Annotated in this window: 25 protein-coding genes; 14 read left to right on the top strand and 11 right to left on the bottom strand. The window is 37.0% G+C overall.

Annotated elements, in window-relative coordinates:
• Positions 1-342: 342 nt before the first annotated feature.
• A complete protein-coding gene (locus tag H5117_RS03400; RefSeq protein WP_182736151.1) occupies positions 343-1,167 on the top strand; it encodes an alpha/beta fold hydrolase in 825 nt (274 codons plus the stop codon).
• Between the two features lie 433 nt (positions 1,168-1,600).
• On the opposite strand, the gene H5117_RS03395 is transcribed toward H5117_RS03400, so the two are convergent.
• The 6 genes from H5117_RS03395 to H5117_RS03370 form a co-directional block, all read right to left on the bottom strand.
• Positions 1,601-2,560 carry a sugar-binding transcriptional regulator gene (locus H5117_RS03395; protein ID WP_002960874.1) on the bottom strand — a complete coding sequence of 320 codons (960 nt, stop codon included), beginning with the start codon at positions 2,558-2,560 and terminating at the stop codon, positions 1,601-1,603.
• Between the two features lie 248 nt (positions 2,561-2,808).
• Positions 2,809-3,810 carry an ABC transporter ATP-binding protein gene (locus H5117_RS03390; RefSeq protein WP_182693430.1) on the bottom strand — a complete coding sequence of 334 codons (1,002 nt, stop codon included), beginning with the start codon at positions 3,808-3,810 and terminating at the stop codon, positions 2,809-2,811.
• 10 nt (positions 3,811-3,820) lie between these two features.
• The gene (locus H5117_RS03385) at positions 3,821-4,651 is read right to left on the bottom strand and encodes a carbohydrate ABC transporter permease (protein WP_024589367.1); all 831 of its coding nucleotides are present in this window, start codon (positions 4,649-4,651) and stop codon (positions 3,821-3,823) included.
• Positions 4,652-4,653: 2 nt separating this feature from the next.
• Entirely contained in the window at positions 4,654-5,526 is an 873-nt protein-coding gene (locus H5117_RS03380; protein ID WP_002960879.1) for a carbohydrate ABC transporter permease, read from the bottom strand.
• A gap of 146 nt (positions 5,527-5,672) precedes the next feature.
• Entirely contained in the window at positions 5,673-6,977 is a 1,305-nt protein-coding gene (locus H5117_RS03375; protein ID WP_182736149.1) for a sugar ABC transporter substrate-binding protein, read from the bottom strand.
• A 152-nt stretch (positions 6,978-7,129) separates the two neighbouring features.
• Complete coding sequence (locus tag H5117_RS03370; RefSeq protein WP_165723449.1) at positions 7,130-8,458, bottom strand: hypothetical protein; 1,329 nt, start codon at positions 8,456-8,458, stop codon at positions 7,130-7,132.
• Positions 8,459-8,987: 529 nt separating this feature from the next.
• Here H5117_RS03370 and H5117_RS03365 point away from each other — a divergent pair.
• From H5117_RS03365 to H5117_RS03345, 5 genes are read left to right on the top strand one after another with little or no spacing between them, the layout of a single operon-like run.
• Positions 8,988-9,371 (top strand): response regulator, encoded by a 384-nt coding sequence (locus tag H5117_RS03365; RefSeq protein WP_002960883.1) that lies wholly within the window; start codon positions 8,988-8,990, stop codon positions 9,369-9,371.
• Between the two features lie 13 nt (positions 9,372-9,384).
• Positions 9,385-10,290: a MoxR family ATPase gene (locus H5117_RS03360; protein ID WP_182736147.1), complete on the top strand. Its 906-nt coding sequence runs from the start codon at positions 9,385-9,387 to the stop codon at positions 10,288-10,290.
• Positions 10,291-10,296: 6 nt separating this feature from the next.
• A complete protein-coding gene (locus tag H5117_RS03355) occupies positions 10,297-11,283 on the top strand; it encodes a DUF58 domain-containing protein (RefSeq protein ID WP_182736146.1) in 987 nt (328 codons plus the stop codon).
• Positions 11,283-13,253, top strand: coding sequence for a DUF3488 and transglutaminase-like domain-containing protein (locus tag H5117_RS03350; RefSeq protein WP_182736144.1), 1,971 nt, complete (start codon positions 11,283-11,285; stop codon positions 13,251-13,253). Before H5117_RS03355 ends, H5117_RS03350 begins: the two co-directional genes overlap by 1 nt.
• Positions 13,254-13,261: 8 nt before the next feature.
• A complete protein-coding gene (locus H5117_RS03345) occupies positions 13,262-14,584 on the top strand; it encodes a Na+/H+ antiporter family protein (RefSeq protein ID WP_182694104.1) in 1,323 nt (440 codons plus the stop codon).
• A 287-nt stretch (positions 14,585-14,871) separates the two neighbouring features.
• Here H5117_RS03345 and H5117_RS03340 read toward each other — a convergent pair whose 3' ends face one another.
• Genes H5117_RS03340 through H5117_RS03330 form a run of 3 tightly spaced genes read right to left on the bottom strand, consistent with a single transcriptional unit; the run spans position 14,872 to position 16,977 of the window.
• The gene (locus H5117_RS03340) at positions 14,872-15,303 is read right to left on the bottom strand and encodes an acyl-CoA thioesterase (protein ID WP_002960891.1); all 432 of its coding nucleotides are present in this window, start codon (positions 15,301-15,303) and stop codon (positions 14,872-14,874) included.
• Positions 15,304-15,308: 5 nt separating this feature from the next.
• Positions 15,309-16,127 carry a M23 family metallopeptidase gene (locus tag H5117_RS03335; protein ID WP_182693902.1) on the bottom strand — a complete coding sequence of 273 codons (819 nt, stop codon included), beginning with the start codon at positions 16,125-16,127 and terminating at the stop codon, positions 15,309-15,311.
• On the bottom strand, positions 16,120-16,977 hold the full coding sequence (locus H5117_RS03330; RefSeq protein WP_024595367.1) for a 6-carboxytetrahydropterin synthase: 858 nt from the start codon (positions 16,975-16,977) through the stop codon (positions 16,120-16,122). The genes H5117_RS03335 and H5117_RS03330 overlap by 8 nt, the downstream gene beginning before the upstream one ends.
• 203 nt (positions 16,978-17,180) lie before the next feature.
• Here H5117_RS03330 and fabA point away from each other — a divergent pair, with 203 nt between their 5' ends.
• Positions 17,181-17,696 (top strand): bifunctional 3-hydroxydecanoyl-ACP dehydratase/trans-2-decenoyl-ACP isomerase, encoded by a 516-nt coding sequence (fabA, locus tag H5117_RS03325; protein WP_002960896.1) that lies wholly within the window; start codon positions 17,181-17,183, stop codon positions 17,694-17,696.
• Between the two features lie 65 nt (positions 17,697-17,761).
• Here fabA and rmf read toward each other — a convergent pair whose 3' ends face one another.
• On the bottom strand, positions 17,762-17,932 hold the full coding sequence (gene rmf, locus H5117_RS03320) for a ribosome modulation factor (protein ID WP_002960897.1): 171 nt from the start codon (positions 17,930-17,932) through the stop codon (positions 17,762-17,764).
• Between the two features lie 409 nt (positions 17,933-18,341).
• Between rmf and H5117_RS03315 the strand changes: the two genes are divergently transcribed.
• From H5117_RS03315 to H5117_RS03305, 3 genes are all read left to right on the top strand, one after another.
• The gene (locus tag H5117_RS03315; protein ID WP_007582758.1) at positions 18,342-18,977 is read left to right on the top strand and encodes a TetR/AcrR family transcriptional regulator; all 636 of its coding nucleotides are present in this window, start codon (positions 18,342-18,344) and stop codon (positions 18,975-18,977) included.
• Positions 18,978-19,026: 49 nt separating this feature from the next.
• A complete protein-coding gene (locus H5117_RS03310; protein ID WP_182736143.1) occupies positions 19,027-20,019 on the top strand; it encodes an MDR family oxidoreductase in 993 nt (330 codons plus the stop codon).
• 72 nt (positions 20,020-20,091) lie between these two features.
• A complete protein-coding gene (locus H5117_RS03305; RefSeq protein ID WP_002960902.1) occupies positions 20,092-20,508 on the top strand; it encodes a VF530 family DNA-binding protein in 417 nt (138 codons plus the stop codon).
• Positions 20,509-20,606: 98 nt separating this feature from the next.
• Here H5117_RS03305 and H5117_RS03300 read toward each other — a convergent pair whose 3' ends face one another.
• A complete protein-coding gene (locus H5117_RS03300) occupies positions 20,607-21,038 on the bottom strand; it encodes a DUF3859 domain-containing protein (RefSeq protein WP_138489047.1) in 432 nt (143 codons plus the stop codon).
• 205 nt (positions 21,039-21,243) lie between these two features.
• On the opposite strand from H5117_RS03300, the gene H5117_RS03295 reads away from it, so the two are divergent.
• From H5117_RS03295 to H5117_RS03280, 4 genes are all read left to right on the top strand, one after another.
• Positions 21,244-22,248, top strand: coding sequence for a YHYH protein (locus H5117_RS03295; RefSeq protein ID WP_182693024.1), 1,005 nt, complete (start codon positions 21,244-21,246; stop codon positions 22,246-22,248).
• Between the two features lie 13 nt (positions 22,249-22,261).
• A complete protein-coding gene (locus tag H5117_RS03290) occupies positions 22,262-22,786 on the top strand; it encodes a hypothetical protein (RefSeq protein ID WP_182693025.1) in 525 nt (174 codons plus the stop codon).
• A gap of 93 nt (positions 22,787-22,879) precedes the next feature.
• Positions 22,880-23,530, top strand: a complete 651-nt coding sequence (locus tag H5117_RS03285; RefSeq protein ID WP_182693026.1) for a hypothetical protein — start codon at positions 22,880-22,882, stop codon at positions 23,528-23,530.
• 41 nt (positions 23,531-23,571) lie between these two features.
• Positions 23,572-23,985: a hypothetical protein gene (locus tag H5117_RS03280; protein ID WP_182693027.1), complete on the top strand. Its 414-nt coding sequence runs from the start codon at positions 23,572-23,574 to the stop codon at positions 23,983-23,985.
• Positions 23,986-23,991 lie beyond the last annotated feature (6 nt).

The following is a 23,991-nucleotide window of genomic DNA, read 5'->3' as shown; positions in this document are numbered from 1 at the left end:
ATGAACCTTTAATATATTTAAATTTGTAAAAATCCTTTAATAAGAATAATTACTTTAAATTATTACAAACTACGCTTTTGTAATTGTTGCATGTATACGAGTCATCGTTTCACACTTTTTAAAGCGGTTAATAATCTCAATTATTAAACGCTGTAATATTATAAAGTTAGTAAATTTATTTAGCCTAGAGCCCACGTATCACAAGGGTTTAACTTTCAAAACATTAATATTTTTTAATAATTAATAAATGCACATCTTGGGATGGAATTTGCTTTATAAGGTTATATTCTAATTTTATAGTTTATTAAACATTATAATTTTTAAAGTTAACGAGGCAAAATTATGAGCAAAACACAGTACGTTACAGTAGAAGGTCATCAAATTGCTTATCAAGAAATGGGACAAGGCACACCTTTATTATTAATACATGGCATACCAACTAACAAATTTTTATGGCGAAATGTGATGCCCAAACTCGCATCAGAACATCGAGTAATAGCGCCTGATTTACTAAACTTTGGTGAATCAGATATGCCAATTAACACCGATGTATCTATAAATGCGCAATGTAGAATAATGTGTAAGTTTATGGAAGAACTCGGTATTTCTAAAGTTAATATTGCTGCACATGATATTGGTGGTGGTGTTGCTCAATTAATGGCGGTAAATCATCCTGATAAAGTAAACGGATTAGTTTTAATAGATAGTGTATGTTTTGATTCTTGGCCAATACCAGAATTTGAACCTTTGCTAGAACCTGGTGTAGAAGAAAAGACAAGTGTAGCTGAATTTGTTGATACATTAAGAGATTTCATGCCTAAAGGTGTATACGATTCTAGCGTAATGAATGAAGAGTTAATGGAAATATACTTGAAACCATGGAGCAACGAGCAAGGAAAAGCCGCTTTATTTAGTAACATGCGCAGGCTCAATAAAGAATATACACAAGCTATTGCGGGCGATCTTAAAAGCTTACCTCATGAAACACTCATATTATGGGGTGAAGAAGACAAGTTTCAAAAGCCAAAATATGCACCAATGTTAGAAGAAGCCATTCCAAATTCATCATTAATTTGGTTAGATAAAGCCGCTCACTGGGTTGTTGATGAATATCCAGATAAAGTATCTGAGCTTATTAGTGAATTTATGAATGATAAAAAATTCTAAAGTCTCAGCAAGTACATCAGTAGGATAGTTAAAAAGCCATTAAATTCAACATCTTGAATTTTACTGGATGAAATATCTACTAGGAAGTTATTGTTAATACCGCTTGGATATATTAATAACCAAGCGGTATTTTTATATGTTCAAGAAGCTAATAGCGTAAATGGGAAAAACATTAACTATTAAGATAAGTAGGTTAATGCTTATTAAATAGTCAAAATATCGCGTTTATACGTTAATTAATGAAGGTGAGTAACTTGGTTATGTATTTATTTATTCTATTTAACATAATATAAATTATAGGTAGTTAATGTATATATAGAAAGAGCGCCTAAATGCGCCCTTACTATGTCCAATACTAGACGGTATCGGACATTAAGTGTTTTTATTACAATAACTAGTATTACTAATACAGATACTTTATTTATCAATTTGTTTAATCAATACTAAGTAAACGCTCAGCTGTATATTCGTTAGTAATTAATCCACTGATCATGTTTGACCTTACTGCGCCCAAAATGGCTAACACTTTTTCTTCACCAGCAGCTATCGCATAAATCTGTTTGTTAGCATTTGTTTTTAATGGCGTACTTGCTACACGCTGATTAACTGTGCAATCTAAAAGCTTACCGTTTTTATCAAACACCCAACTAATCATTTCACCAACAGCACCCAGATCTTGTAACTCTTTAAGTTCTTGCGCATCAATAAAACCATCTATATGTAATGGCGACTTTTCACCTAAGCTACCAATACCCACAAATGTTACATCGGCATCTTTAGCGAGTTTTAAATTACCGGTAATATTTTGTTGTGCGTGCAACTGTTCTTTTTCTTCAATGCTTCTTGGTAAAACTGGCAATGGCATTGGATAATGTTTTGCATTGGTGTGTTCGGCCATTCTTACTACAACATCATAAGGTGAAGCCGATCCATCCAAAGCCATATTACCTAGCATGGCTACAATTTTATGTTGCGGACAATCAACGGTTCTTAGCTCATCCACACATGAACGTAAAACTCGACCGGTTCCCATAGCAAGTACTTTGGGTTGTTCTGATTTTAAATGACGTTCTATTTCTGCCGCGCCAGCTTGAGCCAAACCTAATGTAGACGAAGGTTCAGATGGATCGCTCGGTACAACTTCACACGAATCTAACCCAAAACGGCTTTTTAATTTTTCGGCCAAATCCATACATTTAGCAATCGGGTGGTCAAGTCTAACTTTAATTAATCCTTGGCTCACAGATAATGCGACCATTCTTTGTGCAGATTGACGAGATATATTTAGCTTTTTGGCAATTTCATCTTGTGTGTTACCGCCAACATAATATAACCACCCTGCTCTGGCTGCATCATCTAGCTTTCTAATTTCTGTATTTGATAGCTTTACCACGTAAACCTCTTAAAATAGAAGGAAAACTAAGTCCTTATTTTCATTACATAATTTTAATTATATGTGCTGCTATATAAATTATTTTATTAATTTTGGATTATCTATTTATCAATAACGTTTTTGTTATTTATAGTTTTAAATATACCATTCCTTAATAAAAAATACCTAGGTTTCATAGGATTATGTAATTAGAATTTAGTTAATAGCACCCTTATAAAGGTGCTATTTAAGGTAATTAAAGATTGGCTTTAGCGAATTGTTAAACCGTTATTATCAAACTTTAATACTTTATCATCCGGTGCGCTTAGGTAAATACTGTCGCCATATTTTAACGGACAATCACCATCTGCTTTTACTGTTACGGTCCCTTTGCCTTCAATATTTATATGTAAAAAGCTCTCCGACCCTAAATGTTCAATTACACCGACAGTACCAGCCCACGTTCCTTGCTCAGTAGAGAGTGTTATATGCTCTGGTCGTATACCAATACAACTAACATTCGCATTTTCATTTTGTGGAGCATCTATAAAATTCATTTTTGGAGAGCCAATAAAACCAGCTACAAATTTGTTTACTGGGTTTTTATAAAGCTCTAAAGGTGTGCCTACCTGTTCAATAATACCGGCATTAAATACCGCGATTCTATCTGCCATTGTCATAGCTTCAACCTGATCGTGCGTAACATAAATCATTGTTGTAGCTAAACTTTTATGTAATTCAGATATTTCTAAACGCATATTTACACGTAGTGACGCATCAAGATTTGAAAGTGGTTCGTCAAATAAAAATGCCGAAGGCTGACGAACAATTGCGCGCCCTATCGCTACACGCTGGCGCTGACCGCCCGATAATTGCCCAGGCTTTCGGTCTAAATAATCGGTCAAATTAAGAATTTTAGCGGCGTTAGCAATTTTACTTTCGATTTCTGTAGGGCTAACTTTGGCTCTTTTTAAAGGAAAAGCAATATTGTTACGCACTGTCATATGCGGATATAACGCATAGGATTGAAACACCATTGCTAAGCCTCTTTTTGCAGGCGGTGTTTTTGTAGCGTCAATGCCGTCAATTTCTATATTACCACTGGTGGTATCTTCAAGACCTGCGATCATACGAAGTAATGTAGATTTACCACAGCCTGATGGCCCAACAAATACGATAAACTCACCGTCTTTAATTTCTAAGTCGAGCGGTTTAATTACGTTAACTTCATCAAAGTTTTTAGTGACTTGTTTTAGTGTGATGCTGCCCATGTGTATTCTCCTATTTTACTGCGCCGAAACTTAATCCACGCACTAATTGTTTTTGACTAAACCAACCAAGTATTAAAATTGGCACAATGGCCATGGCAGATGCTGCCGATAACTTAGCGTAAAATAACCCCTCAGGGCTTGAGTAACTGGCAATAAATGCCGTTAAAGGTGCAGCATTTGCAGCGGTTAAAATAAGTGTCCAAAACGCTTCGTTCCACGACAAAATAACATTGAGTAATAGCGTTGAGGCTATACCCGGTAAGGCTATTGGCAATAAAACATGGAATATTTCTTCACCAATTGTTGCGCCATCCATACGAGAAGCTTCAAGTATTTCGTTTGGTATTTCTCTAAAGTAGGTGTAAAGCATCCATACCATTATTGGTAAGTTAATGAGTGTCATTACAATAACCAAACCTAATTTTGTATCGAGTAATGCAAAGTCGCGAAACAATAAATAGATAGGAATAAGTACGCCTACTGGTGGTAACATTTTGGTTGAAAGCATCCACATTAATAAGTGCTTTGTTTTTTTAGTTTGCACAAACGCCATAGACCACGCAGCAGGTACCGCAATTAATAACCCCAGTAAACTTGAACCTAGTGATATAACTACAGAGTTCCAAAAATGGGTAAAGTATGGCGAGCGCGACAGTACATCTCGGTAATTTTCGAGCGTCCAATCAAACGCATATAAGCTTGGGCTTGCTGAAATTGCTTCGGCTTCCGTTTTAAAACTGGTGATTAACGTCCATAAAATTGGAAAGAAAATCATGCCGCTTATTGTCCATGCAGCAATGGTATAAATTAGTTTGGAACGACGGCTATCTTTTATAGTCATAATTAACCCTCCAAGTTTTTGCCAATTAAGCGCATTAAAAATATAGCGACTATATTTGCAATAATAACTGCAACTATGCCCCCTGCCGAACCGCCGCCTACATCAAACTGAAGTAGCGATTGCGTATAAATTAAGTACGTTATATTGGTTGACGAATAACCAGGACCGCCACTGGTTGTAACTAATATTTCAGCAAAAATTGACAGTAAAAATATAGTTTCGATTAATATAACCGCAGTTACAGCGCGCGATAAGTGCGGTAAAACGATGTAAAAGAACTTACTAAATGGGCCAGCTCCGTCTAAATCAGCCGCTTCTAATTGTTCACGGTCGAGTGATTGTATTGCTGTTAGCAGTATTAAAGCTGCAAACGGTAACCACTGCCAAGACACAATTATGATGATTGAAAATAGCGGCATTTGAGCAAAAAAGTCGATAGGTTCAAAGCCAAGCCAAATAGCAAAGTGTGCAAATAAGCCATTAACTGGGTTCATTAGCATGTTTTTCCATACCAATGCCGACACAGTTGGCATTACAAAAAATGGGGCTAGTACCATAATGCGAACGTAATTTCGTCCCCATATTGCTTGGTCTAGTAAAATAGCTAAGCCAATACCACCACAAATAGTGATAAGTAAAACCCCAGTTACTAGGTAGAGCGTGTTAAAAAATGATTCAAAAAAAGCCGGATCAGTTAGGAAAAATTCATAGTTTAAAAAGCCTACAAACTCTTTATCCCCTGGTACTAATAAATTGTAATCAATAAAAGAAAAATACAGTGTCATACACAGCGGAACTATCATCCAAGCAAGTAATAAAATTACACTAGGAAGAAGCATAAACCGAGCAAGCGTGCGCGAGTTAGTTGTTGCCATAAAGGTGACCTTAAAAAAGCCAATTCTATTTACTTGTTAACTATCAAGTGAAAATCAGAAACCCTTGATAGCGTTTATAACTAACAAGTAAATAGAATTGACATAAAATATTGGGTAAGTTTGAGTACTTACCCGCCCATTACATGCTATTTAGGATAGCGAGCTTTACGCATTGTTCGCTCAACGAGGTGCTGAGACGCACTAAGCGCTTGCTTAACGGTCATTTGGCCAGTTAATGCTGCTGAGAATTGTTGCCCAACAGCTGTACCAATTCCTTGAAACTCAGGAATAGCAACAAACTGAATACCTACATAAGGCACCGGTTTAACGGTTGGATTTTTAGGATCTGCAGATTGGATAGAATCTAAGGTAATTTGCGCAAACGGTGCTGCGTCCATGTACTTTTGATTACTGTAAAGTGATTTACGTGTACCTGGCGGTACTTTTGCCCAACCTTTTTTGTCAGCTACAAGTTGAGTGTATTCTTTAGATGTTGCCCAGCTAATAAATTTCATTGCGGCATCTGGTTTTTTGCTGCTTGCCGGTACGGCTAAAGTCCAAGACCATAACCAGTTACCGCGTTTACCTAGACCATTATCTGGCGCAAGTGCAAACCCTACTTTATCGGCAACTTCTGAGTCTTTTTTATTAGTAACAAATGCGCCTGCAACGGTTGCATCAATCCAAATACCACATTTTCCGGTTTGGAATAGTGCAAGATTTTCGTTAAACCCGTTTGCAGATGAACCAGCAGGTCCCGACTCTTTCATTACATCGACATAATACTGAAGGGTATTTTCCCACTCTGGGGTATTAAACTGTGGCTTCCAATTTTCATCAAACCAACGCGCACCAAACGAATTTGCCATGGATGTAATAAGCGCAACGTTTTCGCCCCAACCTGCTTTACCACGTAGACAAAGGCCATAAACACCTTCTTTTTTATCTGTCATCGCTTTAGCAGCTTTGCGTATAAAGTCCCATGTTGGGGCTTTAGGCATTGTCAGCCCTGCTTTTTCCATTAAGTCAGTGCGGTACATAACCATTGAGCTTTCGCCATAAAATGGCGCAGCATAAAGCTTGTCGTTAATCGTTAAACCGCTTCGAATTGCCGGAATTAAATCGTCTAAATCGTAGTTTTCACCTAAATTATCCAGCTCTTTTAGCCAATTTTGCTTGCCCCAAATTGGTACTTCATAAGTACCTATGGTCATAACATCGTATTGGCCGCCCTTTGTTGCAACATCGGTTGTGACACGTTGGCGAAGAATGTTTTCCTCTAGAGTAACCCATTTTAGATCTATATCCGGGTTTTGGCTGGTAAAGTCACTGCTTAATTCTTTCATGGTGATCATGTCACCATTGTTAACAGTCGCTATTGTGATTGTTTCTTTTGCCGCAGCGCCCATGCTTATAAAGCCACACGCGAGCATAATTAATTTATTTTTCATCGGGTATTCCCCATACACGTTATGTTTTAACAAGTGCTATTAAATTTCAATCTATTACCAATTCTATTTATGGCAGTTTTAACGCATAAAACTGCCCGCAAAGTGCCTTTTTAGGTCCTTTGTTTAAATAGTTAGACTAGTTGGATAATGATTTAAAATTTAACAGATATTTCAGAAGTGAAGCCGTCAAATCCTTTACCGATTTGGCCGCCCGAATTAACACCTTCTTCTTGGTTAACATACTCAACTTTTAAAAGCGTTTTATCGTTAAACCAGTAACCTGCGGCTACTTGAATACGCTCTACTGTGTTGTCTGTTTGTTCAATTAAGTCGGAAGTGTTATCGGCTTCTGCATAACGAGCCGCTACATATAGCTTTTTAGGGATTAGATATTGTTGTGCTTCAAACACGAAGTACTCAACCGATGAGTCGCCTTCTATTACACTGTTTGAATCAAAAGTAGTGCCATTTTCATCAGCTATGCCGTTTGTACCAAAGTAGGTAATACCGGCAACTGCATTACCAGCGGCATCTGCAAATGTGTAATCATCAGACGATTTACCAACCATAAAAATTAAGCTAGTTTCGTCAGATGGTTGATAAGCTAAGTTAAGCTGGATGATTGATTGCTCAAGCCCTGGCATTGCGCCAACGTGAGTGTCACGCTCGTTTGAAGGTGACGCTGAGAAATTATAGTTTTCACCATCGCCAAAGCGATAGTTTGTTGTGGTTACACCATCAAGACTTGCTACGCCATTTTCAAAACGTAACTGGTCGCCTTGATTCGCTTTTAATAAGTTTAAGCCTGCTTTAAAGCCACCTTCAAATTCTAGAGTACCTTGAAGTCGGTAGTTATAACCTCTGTCTTCTTGAAATGCTTCACCGAAACTTGAAGTCGTAATGTGACCTGTAACATTATAAGCACGTACTACACCACTATCGAAAGTTTCGCTGTAACTTAGCTGTGCGCCGTTTTCTGCGGTTGCGTAATCGGTAATACCATTACCAATAAGTGCATTACTTTGGTTATCTGCGCCGTCTTGAAAGCCTTTAAATTGAAATGGTGAGCCACCAATATTACCCAAACGCAGTGTTAAATTTGCGTTTTCTTTTGGTGTGCCATATAGACCTAGTAAGTCAAATTCAACACCTGCAAAATCGTTGTGAAATGAAAAGTCACGATCTTCGCCACCAAAGTCATTAGGCTCTTCTGCAATATCTATATCGGCAGTGATGAACTCGTTAATATGAAATTTAAGCATTAGATTAGCTCTAATACGGCCAAATCCTGATTCTTGTTCTTCATCTTCTGGACGAAATGCACCATCTTTAGCCTGAATTGACTGAAAGTTTTGCATTAGTAAAAAGTCTACGTCAACGCGATCTAAATATTCAGAAATATCAGCCTGTGCTGGAGCCGATGTAGCCATAGCTGCCGCTATGAGAGAAATTGCAAATTTAGTCTTTTTATTATTCAACATAATAAGCTCTTTATTTAGTGTGGTGTGTGATGCCAACTTTATTAAATTGCATTTTCATTTAATGAAATTGGTATTAATTCAGTGTGTATAGATGAGGCTGACTGAGCAAAACATTAAGTGGTTAATGAAACTGCACTTCTGAGCATAAGCCCATCTGCTGAGCATAATCACAGAATGAATTTAGAAGGTCAACGATTTTTTATTACAAAACGTTTACAAAAAATCGAATTCATATGTAAATATTTTTGAATCAATAAGTTAAGTAGCAAATTTGTTACATCAAATTTTGATGGAATGTTGTATTGGATTAAGGAATTTCTTATGAATACGTCATTATTGTTCATTACAATTAATGAAAATATAAGTTAGTAGAAGATATGAGAGCAGATAATCCTTTAAAAATACGTTGTTGGGCAAACCTATAAACAGTTTATTTATTGGTGTTTTTTAAGTAACGTTCTTGAGCTTATGATGGGGTTAGCTTAGTATTAAAGCACTTAGATGTATTCAAAATAGAAGTAACCTACATATGGAATTTGTTCGCCCGCTAGAGCCCATCCTCATTATTGATGACGTTAAGGAAATTCGTGATTATCTAAACCAAATTTTAACTGACTTAGGGTTTGAAGATATATTAGAAAGTGCTGATTTTAGCTCTGCCAAACCTATTATGGACAATAAACCGCCAGGCGTTATATTTGTAGATGTAGATTTACCAGACTCTAACGGTGCAGAGATATTGGAATACATTAATAGTGCTTACCCGCACACTCATGTTGTTATGTGTTCGGGCCACAATAGTCTCGAAAACGTACAAAACACGTGGGAAATGGGCGCTAAAGGTTTTATTGCAAAACCTTTTAATACAAAAAAAGTAGACACTGTAATGAAGCGTCTTGAAATAATAGAATAATAATAAGGTTAGCATGCATAGTACTGTTACTGCGATTATAGAAGATCTTTCGAGTGTTATATTTGGTAAACAACAACAAATAAAACTGGCACTTACATGCTTATTTAGCGAAGGGCATTTACTCATTGAAGATTTGCCTGGCATGGGAAAAACCACTCTTTCTCATGCATTGTCAGCTGTGTTAGGTTTATCGTATCAGCGTATACAATTTACCAGTGATCTTCTCCCTGCTGATATTTTGGGTACTAACGTGTTTAATTCTACTGAGCACAGTTTTACGTTTCATAAAGGCCCTATTTTTAGCCAAGTTGTTTTAGCTGATGAAATAAACCGCGCAGGGCCTAAAACACAAAGTGCGTTGCTTGAAGCAATGGAAGAGCAACAAGTGACAGTTGATGGAAAAAAATATACGCTGCCAAATCCATTTTTTGTTATCGCAACACAAAACCCGCTGTATCAATCGGGTACTTATCCGTTACCCGAGTCACAATTAGACCGATTTTTAATGCGCATAAGCTTGGGGTTTCCTCCTAAAGATGCCGAAAAACGCTTAATTTTGAATATGCAAAAACGAGATTATAGCCAATTACCGCAGCGTATTAACCAACAAGAGTTAGCGGCAATTCAAACCCAGATAAGCCAAATTACTTTAAGTAGCCCGGTTATTGACTACATTATAGAGCTTGTTAATTACACACGCACAAGCAACGCTTTTGCATCATCGTTATCACCTCGTGCTAGTATGGCTTTGGCTAAAGCAGCTAGGTCGTGGGCCTTTATAGATGGTCGTGATTTTGTAATGCCAGAAGATGTTCAAGCCGTATTTACAAGTGTGTGTCAGCATCGATTAGGTTTGCATAACGAGTCAGGTGAAGCGCAAGTAAACGATATTTTAAAAAACGTATTAGTTCCGGTATAAACTTTTATGCCAAAAAAAACAGCTAAGCGCCCTTCTTTATTTAAGTCATTTAAGCAAAGTGTATTTAATAAGTTATTAAAAAATAAACATTTAAAAATCTCAATTACACTTGAACACAGAACAATTTATGTATTGCCATCATCCCTTGGTTGGTACTTTATAGTTGTAGCTATTTTAAACTTTGTGATGGGCATTAATTATCAAAATAATTTAATTTTAATAATGTCTTATCTTATGTTTGTGGTGATGATTATTGCTGTATTAATGGGCTACAGTAACGCTAAAGGCTTAACAGTTAAATTTAAAGATGCATTTAACAGCTACGCTCCTCAAAAACCGAGTATTATATTTGAATTACAAAGCCCTTCAGTAACTCAATCTATTAATTTAACATATCAAGGGAGTGAGCAAACTCACAAACATACCGGCCAAGTTGATAGTAAACCTCAGGTACTCACACTCAACTTACCCTACAGCTCACGCGGTAAGTACTCAGTGCAACGTATTAAAATAGCGAGTAACTATCCCTTTGGTTTGATAACTGTTTGGAGCTACATTCAATTACAAGAAGAAGTATTTGTGTACCCGTCACTTGAACAGGTTCACTGTGATGCGCATGTTTCTATGCTTGATGAGCAAGCCGATAAAGGTATTTCTACACAATCTGGTAGCGAAGAGTTTGAGTCTCTTATCCCACATTTACCTGAGATGGGCTTGCAAAGAGTGTCGTGGAAGCATTACGCAAAAACACAGCAGTTGTTAGTTAAAGAGTTTGTAGACTTTAAAACAGCGAATGCGCTCTTCGATTTTACGTTAATGAATGGAGATACAGAACAAAGGTTAAGCCAGTTATGCTTTTTAGTGTGTGAAGCAACCGAGAAAAACACCCATTTTATGTTAAAGCTACCGAATAAAACAATAAATACAAATACCGGACAGCAACATAAGCAGCAATGCTTAGAATTCTTATGCTCATTTAATGGTGATGTGTAATGGACATACTTAAAAACGAAAAAGTAATAAATTATTCGCTGTCTTTTATATATGCATGTTTGATTGTATTTTTTTTATCACATTTACCGCTTGTTTTTGTAGGTGTACTTTCACTTATTTGTGCATGGAACTTTTACATAACGCTGAGTAATAAACCAAAGCCAAATGCTTGGCTGGCAAATATACTCGCAGGTGTGTCACTGGGTTTAATGCTCTACACAGTAGGCATGTCGGATACGGTTATTCTATTTGTGGCCATGCTGCTACTTGCTAGTTTATTTAAACTGCTACAGGCTAAAACCAAAAAACACTATCATGTAATTACAACGCTTACGTTTTTTTCACTCTCATCTGTGTATTTATTTAACCAAAGCATTTTAACAACTTTAACTGTAAGTGGTTTATACATATTAAACTTTGCAGTACTTGGCTTACTCGAGTCCAAACATAATTTAAAAATAGCCTCTAAACAAAGCGGTAAACTGCTACTTTTAGCGCTTCCTTTAGCTATATTTTTACTGCTTTTTTTGCCAAAAATGCCCGCCTTTTGGCAGCTTCCTGGGCCTAAGCTTGCTAAAACAGGGCTTTCTGAACAAGTCGATCCATTCGATATTGCAAAGCTTTCAAACTCAGATGAACTTGTGTTTAGAGCTAAATTTAACGAAGAAAAACCTGTAGCGCCTTATTATTGGCGAGCAATAGTCCATGATGAGTTTAATGGTAATGCGTGGCTTACGTCTGACTTTTTAAAATATAATAATGTAAAAACAAATACGCAGAGCGAAAATGATGAGCAACTTATTGCAAGCTACTCAGTTATTACAGAGCCTGCGACACAAAAATGGCTCTATGGTTTAGCGTATTCCAGTAGTAACTCACCAAATGTTGAAGGTAATTCACTAGGTTTATTGCGTAAAAAAAGTCGCCAAGCTAAAAACTTACAATACGATGTAAATAGCTTTAACTTCACAGCTTTACCGCTTGGCGAATTTGAAAAAAAACGCTACAAATACCTCGCTTATAAAAAGAATATAAAAACATCATTACTTGCTAAAAACTTAAAGCAAAATACACACTCTGATCGCGATTTTTATAACCGCTTATTACAATACTTTGCAGGTACGGGATTTACTTACACGCTAACTCCTACACCTATGAGCGGCGATAATACAATTGACCAATTTTTATTTGATAATAAACGAGGTTTTTGTGGTCATTATGCAAGCGCTGCTGCGTACATTTTTAGAACCGCAGGTATACCCGCTCGATTAGTAAGTGGTTATTTAGGTGGTGAATTAAATCAAGATAATAATACGCTCACTGTTCGCCAGTACGACGCACACGCATGGGTAGAAGTATATTTACAAAACGAGGGTTGGGTTATTTTTGATGCAACCGCCGTTGTTGCACCAGAGCGTTTAAATGGCTCACTTTCGCAAAACGAAGAGCTGAATGACGAATTTAAAAGTAACCTTGATTTTGGTTTAGTGAGTTTAAGTAATTTCCCCGCTATTAATTGGTTAAGGTTGGAACTTGAAAACCTCGATTATCAATGGTCTAGCTGGGTACTTGGTTTTGACGAAGAAAAACAAAATGATTTTTTAAAATCAATTTTTGGTAGTAAAAATATTTGGCTTGTACCATTAATGGTTTTACTAACAGCTGGTTTTTGTTTTATAGGTTATTTTATTTATTTAAACTTGCCAAAACGCCCGTCTAAATTAGCGCCTATGGTTAAAGAGTTTTATGAAGTAAAAGCATGGGCTAAAAAACAAAAAATAAATACACCCGATAATTTAACACCGAGTCAGCAGTTAGACTTTTTTGCTGATCAACTTCCTCGTTCTGCACAATCTATAAGCACTTTTAGGCAGTTATTTAACCAAGTACGCTATGGTAAAAAACCTTTTACGAAAGAGCGTAAAACTCAGGCTAAAGATCTGATAAAATTAATTAAAATTTCCAAATAGAGAATACTATGAATGCTGTTGTTATAGGCGTTATTTTAATGCTCGGGCTATCTCTGGCTCGCGTTAACGTCATTGTTGCCATGATCATAAGCGCGTTAGTTGCAGGTCTTACTGCAGGCTTGGGCATAAAAGAAAGTGTTGATGCGTTTAATTCTGGCCTTTCAGCTGGAGCTGAAATTGCACTAAGTTATGCTATGCTCGGCGCGTTTGCCGTTGCTATTTCTAAGTCGGGTTTAACACGCATTCTCGCTGATAAGCTACTTGCTAAAGTAAATGCAAAAGGCAGCGGTAATGAAACATTTTTAAGTTACTTCATTTTATTAATTATTTTAGGTTGTGCAATTTCTTCGCAAAACTTAGTCCCTGTACACATAGCGTTTATTCCTATTTTGATCCCGCCGTTACTTGTTGTTTTTAATCAGTTAAGATTAGACAGGCGTGCTATAGCGTGTATTTTAACATTTGGATTAGCAACGTCTTACATGGTGCTTCCTTATGGTTTTGGGGGTATTTACTTATATTCGATTTTGCACAAAAACCTAGTTGATAACGGCCTAGACATTGTAAATACCCAAGTCCCTGTGGCGATGATAATTCCTGCATTAGGTATGTTTATTGGATTGCTTATTGCGGTATTTATTACTTACAAAAAACGCCGCGAATACACCGAGCTCCCATTAACAACTGTGAGTAAATCTGCTGAGGTAGAAAACCCTAAAAAAGTAATGATTGTGGGGCTTTTTGCAGTACTTGCCTCACTTGTTGCACAAAACCTAAGTGGCTCAATGATTTTAGGTGGCTTAGTAGGTGTAATGATATTTAGTGTTTTTGGTGTAGTTAAGTGGGAAGAAAACGGCGACGTATTTAGTAAAGGCGTTGCGATGATGGCCATGATTGGCTTTATTATGATATCGGCACAAGGTTTTGCATCGGTTATGCAAGCCACTGGCGATGTAGCAAGCTTAGTACACAGCGCAGCCGCCCTTTTTGATGGTAATAAACCTTTGGCCGCCGGTGTTATTTTGTTAGTCGGGTTATTAATTACAATGGGAATTGGCAGTTCGTTTTCAACAGTGCCTATTATTGCAACTTTGTTTGTTCCTTTATGTTTAGACCTTGGCTTTTCTGTTATGGCTACCGCTGCGCTTGTTGGTACTGCGGGCGCTTTAGGTGATGCAGGCTCTCCTGCTTCAGACTCAACGCTTGGCCCAACATCGGGTTTAAATGCCGATGGCCAGCACGACCACATTAGAGACTCTGTTATTCCAACGTTTATTCACTTTAACATACCGCTGCTGATATTTGGCTGGATTGCAGCAATGGTACTTTAAAAAGTATTTATGTAAGTATTAATAAATGTAATTAAAAGCTAAATATAACCAAAAAGGTATGTTAAAAGCATACCTTTTTAGTATCCAAATCCAACAACTCTCACCCCTATCAATTCTCACCCCTATCAATTCCCTTCAGTTTGATTACTTTTTTAGTTAATACTCACTCTGTTGTTGAGGTTATACTTTATGAATATTTAGTATGATGTGTTCTTTTAATGGGGTTATATAAGCACCAATTAAGGTGCTTATATAAATTTACTTTAGCGCATATTCAAAGCTTTAAGTTAATCAAAACCATAAATCATTTTATCGCATACTACCGGAGTCGGTCTGTGGTTATCATCAACTGCAACAAAGGTAAAGCTGCCACTAATGGCTGAATGCTTATCGTCTTTGTGCATAGTTTCTAATAATATATCTACGTCAACTTTTAAGCTGGTGTTACCTACATGCACTACTTTAGCTATTAACTCTGCAAAAGTACCTGCTGGTATGGCTTCTTTAAAGTCGACTCTATCAGAAGATATAGTTACCAAAGGCTTACGACAAAAACGAGTCGCTGCTATAAATGCCACTTCATCCATCCACGCCAGTGCATCACCACCAAATAAAGTATTGTGATGATTAGTACGCCCTGGAAACACGGTTTTAGTTACCGATGTGGTTGAGTCTTCAATACGCTGAGCAATTATTGCATCGCGATTTACGTCAGTCATAATCTCTACTTTTTGTTTGCTAATGTATCTTGCATTAGTAATGCAGGATCAAGGCGTTCGCCTTTCCAGTTAAAACGCCAATCTAGGTGAGGACCCGTTACACGTCCAGTTGCACCAATTTCAGCCACTTTGTTACCTTGCTCAATTTTATCACCCACTTTTACATCAAGCTTACTTAAGTGAATGTAAGTTGAGGTAATACCATGGCCATGATCAATAATTAATGTTCCGCCAGAGTAGTATAAATCAGGTTCAGCAAATACCACGGTACCACTAATAGGCGCGTAAACAGGAGAGCCCGTTTTATTCGCGATATCTAAGCCAAAGTGCGGACGACGAGGCTCGCCATTAAAATAGCGCTGACTACCGTAAACACCCGATATGCGCCCTTCTGCAGGCTTTAACACAGGGTCTAAAAAGTACAATAAATCAGAGTCTACTTCTCTGGCTTTTCGCACAGCAACTGCTTCACGGCTTATACGCGCACTAACTTCTTTTGGCGGAGAGACATATTTTTTAGCTACACCGGTAATTTTATCAATTTTATATTCGCGCTTTGTGATAGCTATTGGCTGTGAATGCGATTTACCATTGTTATCTACCCATTTTAAAGTATGAGTAGTTTCAGCGTCACGACCAAAACCAAATACAAAATCACCCTTTGGTGAAAGTTTTAAGCTTTTGCCATCTAAGCTTACTGATTTAGCGTTTTCTAGCTTTCCAGTAACTAAACCGCCTTGTGTTAAATGTCCTTTTAACTCAAGCGCCATAGCACTAAAGCTAGCAGAGGCAACAAGCGCTGTTGCTAAAAGTGTTTTAAACATAACTAATCGATCCTTTTCCAACACCTTCATAAGCCGTTACTTTCACTGCTTTTTCTGGGTATTGGGCTTTAATTTGGCCAGCTACATGTTCAGCAATACATTCTACAGTGGTATCTACTGGCAAAATGTCGCAACGAGACTCGCTTATAGCCATTTCAAAATAGCCTTGTGCCGATGTATAAGCAAAACATACATCACCCGCTTTGGCTGTTATGTGTTTTAAATCAGCAGCGTTAATTTGATCTTCACTGGTGGCTAAGTAAATATCTTCCCACTTTTGAGACCATTCTTTTTGCAAGCGCGGCATAGAAATACCATCTAGGCTAATACCAATTTGAGAACGATGCCCATGAATAATACGCTGGCAATTACCGTCATGCTTTTTAAGGCCATGGCTGTAATGATAGTAAAAACTTTGGCTGTGTTCAGGCTTAAGAGACAGCTCAATTTTTTCAATGTTATCTGGTAGCTTCGGTAAAATAGTCGCAATTAAAAATTCGGTAACCGATTCAACAGTTACTTCATCTGCGTTAATCATGCAATAAGCTTGATGAGGAGCGCTCATAGCTAAGTGATTATTTTCACCAAATGTACAGTCGAGTGTTTTATGCTCGTCAAATTCAGATACAGTACCATTAAGCCCTGTAGGAATTGCTAAACGGTGATCAATACACTCATCTATAATGCCTTTAATTTGCTTTTTAACTAAACCAAAGTCTAAAACCATAGACTCTTCGTTAAGTTTACCGTGCAAAGTTAAATCAACAATCCAGCTCTCGCCAACGGCGCCGCGTTTGTTACATAAGTAAGAAAAATCAATCACAGTTAGTGAGTTAACAAAAAGGATCATAAACTTCCTTTAGACTGGTTATAAGACAGCGTTAATTATAATGATTTCTGATTGTAATTGCGCGGTTTTATAGTGCAAAAACCAATCGCGTTGATTGATTGATGATTTAATATGCAATATTTTGATTTTTTAACTGCTCCGAGTTGTTTAGCGTACAAGTGTACGCTAAAGTACTTGGCAATTTCTAAGCGAAGATAAGTGTTATGGAACCTAAAAATAGCTATACAAAAGAAGAGTTGATCCTGTGTGGTCAAGGTGAAATGTTTGGTGAAGGTAACTGCCGTTTACCAAGTGACAACATGTTAATGATGGATCGCATTACCTCTATTACTGCTGATGGCGGTATTCATGGGAAAGGCGAAATTGTTGCTGAGCTTGATATTGACCCTAGCCTTTGGTTTTTCGATTGTCATTTTAAAGGCGACCCAGTAATGCCAGGTTGTTTAGGCTTAGATGCTATGTGGCAACTAGTTGGTTTTTACTTAGGTTGGTCTGGTGGCCCTGGTCTTGGCCGTGCGCTAGGTGTGGGTGAAGTTAAATTTACTGGCCAAATTTTACCAACTAATAAAAAAGTAACTTACCGCCTTGTAATGAAACGCGTAATTAAACGTAAATTGTTCATGGGCGTTGCAGATGGCACTGTAGAAGTAGATGGTCGAGTAATTTACGAAGCAAAAGATTTAAAAGTGGGCTTGTTCCAAGACACTAGCGCGTTTTAATTTTTAAATGCGTACAAAAAGGCCTCCAACATGGAGGCCTTTTTGCTTAAATTCGATTATTGATTTTAGGTTTTGTACATGTTGCGGTTTTCAATCGCTTCACGCCAACCTCCTAACCACTCTGATTTGGGATCTACTTGTTGATAAGGGCATAGCTCTTTTGAGCGACCTGCTAAACCTGCTTTAAAACCTTGAGAATGAGCTCTTTCTAAACGATCTCTTTTCTGTCTCTTCATCGGTAATATCCTCACCTTTTTATTTGTATATTGTGTAGCATTAGTGAAATCTACATTTAATGAATAGTTAATAAAAATGTAAAATTCAAATCGTAAAAGCAATTAAATTGTTTGACTTTAACTAAGCTGCTGATGCAAAAATGAATTAACATTTAAAAAAGTAAGTGGTCATACAACATTTAATTTGACCGGTTTTATGCTAAATAAAATGCGACTCAATAATCGCTAAAAAGCACTTATGTGCTTTATTTGTGACCGACTAATATTGACTAAGTTCCAAACAAAAATGTAATCGTGACACTTTTATTTCATTAATCTTAAATTAGTAGCCCGCCCCTAACTTGAAGTATTTTTAAACAATTTAAATTTATGCTTGATTATTTAAAGTCGATCGGTCTAATATATGTACATGAACAAAAATACATCAACACCAATACGCCGTGGTCGCCCACCTAAAATAGCCAGAGAGAACGCCGATACCAAAGCGTTACTTATTCGCACGGGCCTAGAAACCTTAACTGAATTTGGCTTTAGCGCCACGGGGCTCGATACTATTTTAAAAAAAGCGGCTGTACCTAAAGGCTCCTTTTATCATTACTTTAAAAGTAAAGAGGCCTACGGCATTGCCCTAGTTGATGCATACGACAGTTACTTTATTGCAAAGCTTACCCATTACCTACAGCAAGAAGATGTTCCCCCACTTGAGCGAATCGTTAATTTTACCCAAAGCGCAATTAAAGGAATGAAAAAATACGATTACAAACGTGGCTGTTTAGTAGGTAACTTAAATCAAGAGCTTAATCATTTAAGTGATGAGTTTAAAACCAGATTAATGCAAAGCTACACCGCTTGGCAAAACCATGTAGAGGTTTGCTTAAACCAAGCTAAGCAACAAGGCACTATTGCAAGCCATGTAAATACAAAATTGATGAGTGAGTACTTTTGGATTGGCTGGGAAGGTGCGGTTATGCGCGCCAAGCTCACAAAATCAAATACTCCACTTACTTTGTATACAGAAATGTTTTTACGCGCATTATTAACCTAATGCGTTTTTATTTACCACTTAAAAGACGATCGGTCTAAAAGGATATCCCATGAGTAACCCAATTAAAGCCATTGTTATTAATAAAGAAGATAATAACCACAGCGCCTCATTATCGACTATCGAAAATAGTGATTTACCAAACGAAAACGTCTTTATCGACGTGCTATACAGCACACTTAACTATAAAGATGGTTTAGCAATTACTGGTAAAGGCCCCGTTGTACGCAGTTTTCCTATGGTGCCAGGTATCGATTTAGTGGGTACGGTTACAAATTCCACCAGCGATGAATTTAAAAATGGCGATAACGTAATATTAAATGGCTTTGGTGTAGGCGAAAAACATTGGGGCGGGCTTGCTCAAAAAGCAGCACTTAATAGCGATTGGCTAATCCCCTTGCCTGCAGGTATTTCTCCAAAACAAGCGATGCAAATAGGTACAGCCGGTTATACCGCTATGCTAAGTGTTATAGCTCTTGAAAAACAAGGAATAAACCCTGAATCTGGCGAAATACTTGTAACAGGTGCCAATGGTGGCGTAGGCAGCTTTGCTATTTATTTATTAAACCAGCTTGGCTACAACGTAACAGCAGCTACGGGTCGATTAGATCAAAGTGAATATTTAAAAGAGTTAGGTGCTAAACAGGTAATTGACAGAAACGAGCTTTCAAATCCTGGTAAGCCTTTGCTAAAAGAGCGCTTTGCAGCGGCAATAGATTCAGTAGGTAGCCATACACTTGCCAATATTTGTGCATCACTAAAGTATGGGGGTGTAGTAACCGCCTGCGGACTTGCCCAAGGCATGGATTTACCTGCCTCAGTTGCCCCATTTATATTACGTGGTGTGTCACTAATAGGCATTGATAGCGTAATGCGCCCTAAAGCCGACAGAATTGAAGCGTGGGATCGTTTAACAAAATTAGTTAGCGCTGATTACCTAGATAAAATTTCGACAGAAATATCACTAGAACACGTAATTGATAACGCAGAGCTACTTATGCAAGGCAAAATTCGCGGTCGTGTTGTAGTTAATTGTCAAAGTTAAGCTATTTACTCTGTTAAAGCCTCGTTATTAAATTTATAATGCAATTTGTATTTTAATAACGAGGCAACACCTATGAGCAACCAAGAACTTTTCAGTAATAATCCACTGCAAGGCGTTAAATTAGAACAAGTGGTTGAAGAGCTGGTTGAACAATACGGGTGGGAGCTCCTACACGCTTATTTACAACTTAACTGCTTTAAAAACAATCCTGATATAAAGTCAGCGGTTAAATTTTTACGTAAAACACAATGGGCACAAGAAAAAGTAGATAACTTTTACCTTTATCGCCTAAAAAACTTACCTAGACCTGATGATGTGCAATACGAATTACCGCCACGTGATCGCGTGATCCCAGCTGATCATAAACCTGGTGAGCCATGTGAGTTAAGTTTTAGTGATGCAAAACGTATTATGGAAAAAAAAGCATCAAAGCAACGTGCTCGTGATCGCAAACAACGCTCTAATTCTAGTAACCCTTGGGGTAACTAAACACGCTAATTTAATTTTGTAGAGCTATTTTAAATGGCTCTACAACTCTCTTTTATTAATTTTTATTACATCCACACCATATAGCTAACAAATAGAAATCAATACCCTCGGTTTTTCCAAAAATCTGTTTCAGTACGCTCTACCTCTAATGCCACCTTAAAAGTTTTATCAGCAATAATTTTTCCATTTAGCTCAATCGTCATACGCCAATCACCCAACTTATTCTCTATTGGTAACCAAAGCGTGTCGCCTAAATAAAAGTTCCAATCACTGTTTTTAACGTATACGTCGCCTTCAAAGGGGTCCATTACATCACCGTCACTGTCTGGAATATCTGGATGGTATATACAATAGTGAAGCTTTTCGCCTTTACCCTTTTTAATATTTACGATTAAGCCAAACTCAACATCTACCTCAGCTATTACATTTGTTGTAAATTGCTCTATTTGTGGCAGTGCTTTACTTTCGCTATCCCACTTAGAGTAAATACCGTGACTTTGTAACGTCACTACAGGTTTTGTTTTAGCCATTAAGGTAACCTTTTATATTAGCTATTTTTGCATTAGTTTAACTTTTGAAATTTTAAAATAAAACACAATCCAATAAAGTTAAATCTAAACTTAGCTTTAATACTTCGTCTATTTACATCATTGCTAATTTGTCATCATTGTTTACACATTATTTGCACAATTGCTGATTATTGTTTGAGTAACTTAATTGATCAGGTAAGCAGCAATGAAACTACACGCACTTAATATTAAAAACTCAAATAGGGTAAATGCTATAAAACTAAGCACCTTGTCTCTAGTTGTTTCATCGTTAGTTGCTTGCGGAGATGGCGAAGGCATAGTTGATACCTCAACAACTACAGATTCATCACCAACCACCTTAGATAACGGTACAGGTACGAGTAGCTCAACCCAAGGCGTGCTGTGCGAATATAGCTACAGTGAATATAACGAGTCAGTATCAGTACAGGCCACCAGCGTGGCAGATTGGTCATGCACAGGAACTACACGCGACATAGTCGCTAATGGCATACCTGATCACGAAGTAGGTACATTCCCTAATGCCGATAACCCAAATACTATTTCTGAACAATCAGTAAATGAAAGCTACACACTTGAGCCTGTAGAAACAACACAAGCAACCATGCTTGGTGGCCCTCGTGGAATGATAGGTGTTGTACTTAACGGCATTAAAATAGACGCCGGCACAGGCGGAAGTTGCGATGATTCAGGCACCGATTGTGATTTAGGCGACAACAGCGGTAATTGGAATATAGAAGCTTTAAGCCAAGACACGTTTAGTTTTGGAACAGACGACAACAATGCACACGTACAACCCGATGGCACATATCATTATCACGGTATGCCTGAAGGCTTTGTCACACTGCGAGGTGGCAATAGCTCCACTATGACTCTAATAGGCTGGGCAGCAGATGGCTTTCCTATATATGCACGTTACGGCTATGCAGACTCAAATGATGCAACTTCAGCGCTAACCGTAATGACCGGTAGCTACCAACACATAACATCTGTAAGCGCAAACCGCCCTTCTACCGATATATACCCATTAGGTACATTTGCACAAGATTGGGAATACGTAGCAGGCTCTGGTGATTTAGATGAATGTAATGGCCGCGTTGGCGTAACACCTGAGTTTCCTGATGGGATATACCACTACTACGCAACAGACACTTACCCGTTTTTTCAACGCTGCGTTAAAGGCGAAGTTTAATTAGGAGTAAGTTATGCCTTATATGAAAAATTATCTGTTAAGTGTGACCACATTGGGCTTATTGAGCACATCAACATTAGCAAACGCTCATTTAATGGTTGCAGAGCACGGTACGCTGAATTTTGTTGATAATAACGTGTTTATTGTACTTTCAATCCCTATGTCGGCTTTTAAAGGGGTTGATGAAAACAAGGATGGCAAAGTGTCAATAATTGAGTTTAACGCTCATAAAAAGCTAATAACTAAGCGAATTAAAAAGAACGTTTATTTAGCGGATCATCAATATAAATTTACTATTGACGGACTTTTGCTAAACCCAGAAGCGTCTCATAAACATAAAAGCGACAATATAGACCAAGTAACCATTACTGGGCGCTACTCTTTGCCTAGTAAACTAACCAAAGTTAACTTTAACGTTAAGCTATTTAGTAACAATGAGCACAAGCAGCACTATCAAATTACAGCGACTAATAAAACGCAAAAGCTAACTCATCAATTTGAGCTATCACCAACGTCGCCCTTTAGTAAGGTGTTTTAAAAAATTAAATTTTTATTTTAAAGGTATTGTTTGTCCCTGAAAAAAAATGTTATATTTGTTTCATAGGATGCACCATAAATGATAAGGACTGTCATGTTTAATACTTCTACAAATACTAATACCCCATTAAAATTACTTGAGCGTATGCAAAATAGTAAAAATGACTTTAATATTGATTTTAAAGTCTCAGTATTCGACCAATTTGGTAATAAATACTCTGGTATTTTTGATTCATTAGATTCTAATTCAAGCCTCCTAACCTTGATTGATAGCTCAGATGATATTACTTTTTTCAACATGAAATACATCACTCATTTAATTCTGCACGATTCTAGTACCCACTCTAATTTCATTGCAGGAAACTTACCTCAAAAAAATAAAAATAATAAAGAGCTAATTAACATAGATGAGAAAACAGATTTAATAAAAGAAATGTTAAACAAAAACTACTCTTTAGAATTTGAATTTAAATATGATGGATTCGATAAGATAAATAAAACTGAAACAGAAAACATTTCAACTTTGTTAGATTTTTTAACTGAAAATATAAAAGATTTAGCTAGTGATGATTTTTTTATGTCTTCACTAAAAAAAGTAAAAGAGTTTCATTTTCATGATAAAAAAGATGTTAAATTTTCTATGAGACTTTCTGGAGCAGAAATTTACATTACTATGGATTTTAATCAACAACTACCGAAAAACATTAATAACTTAATAGAGAAAGGTTTCAATAAAGTATTGTAACCAATTATATATTTTAACCTGTCAAATATAAAGGAATGACAATGGGACTTAAAGAGAAAAGAGCTGCAAGAGAATTTCAAGAAAATCGTCTAGATTCTTTGAAAAAACAAATTTTTAAAGCAGCTAAATTTGAATTCGAAATCGATGTTAACTGGGATACGATTGCTATAGATGATTACGCTCATTTATTTGATCAAACTTGGCCTTTGGTATACTTTGAGCCAACTATCAAAGCTTTCAAAGAGTTATGCTCGGATGACTTGTCTCAAGAAGCTATTCAAGAAGATTTGAAAAAAATAATTATACAAAATTACGGTGATGTACATAACGCAAACAACTTTGCTACTTATAATAAAGGTGTACTGACATTAAACCACTCTCCAATTTTGAATGCGGCCAATCAAGTAGATGATCGCGCATATTCTATTCAAAATGCTATAGAAAAAGAGCTATAATTAAGT

The organism is Pseudoalteromonas sp. SG45-1, from assembly GCF_014164135.1.
GTDB classification, from domain to species: Bacteria; Pseudomonadota; Gammaproteobacteria; order Enterobacterales; family Alteromonadaceae; genus Pseudoalteromonas; species Pseudoalteromonas distincta.
Note: the sequence above shows the minus strand (reverse complement) of the source record. Positions and strands in the feature narration are given on the sequence as shown.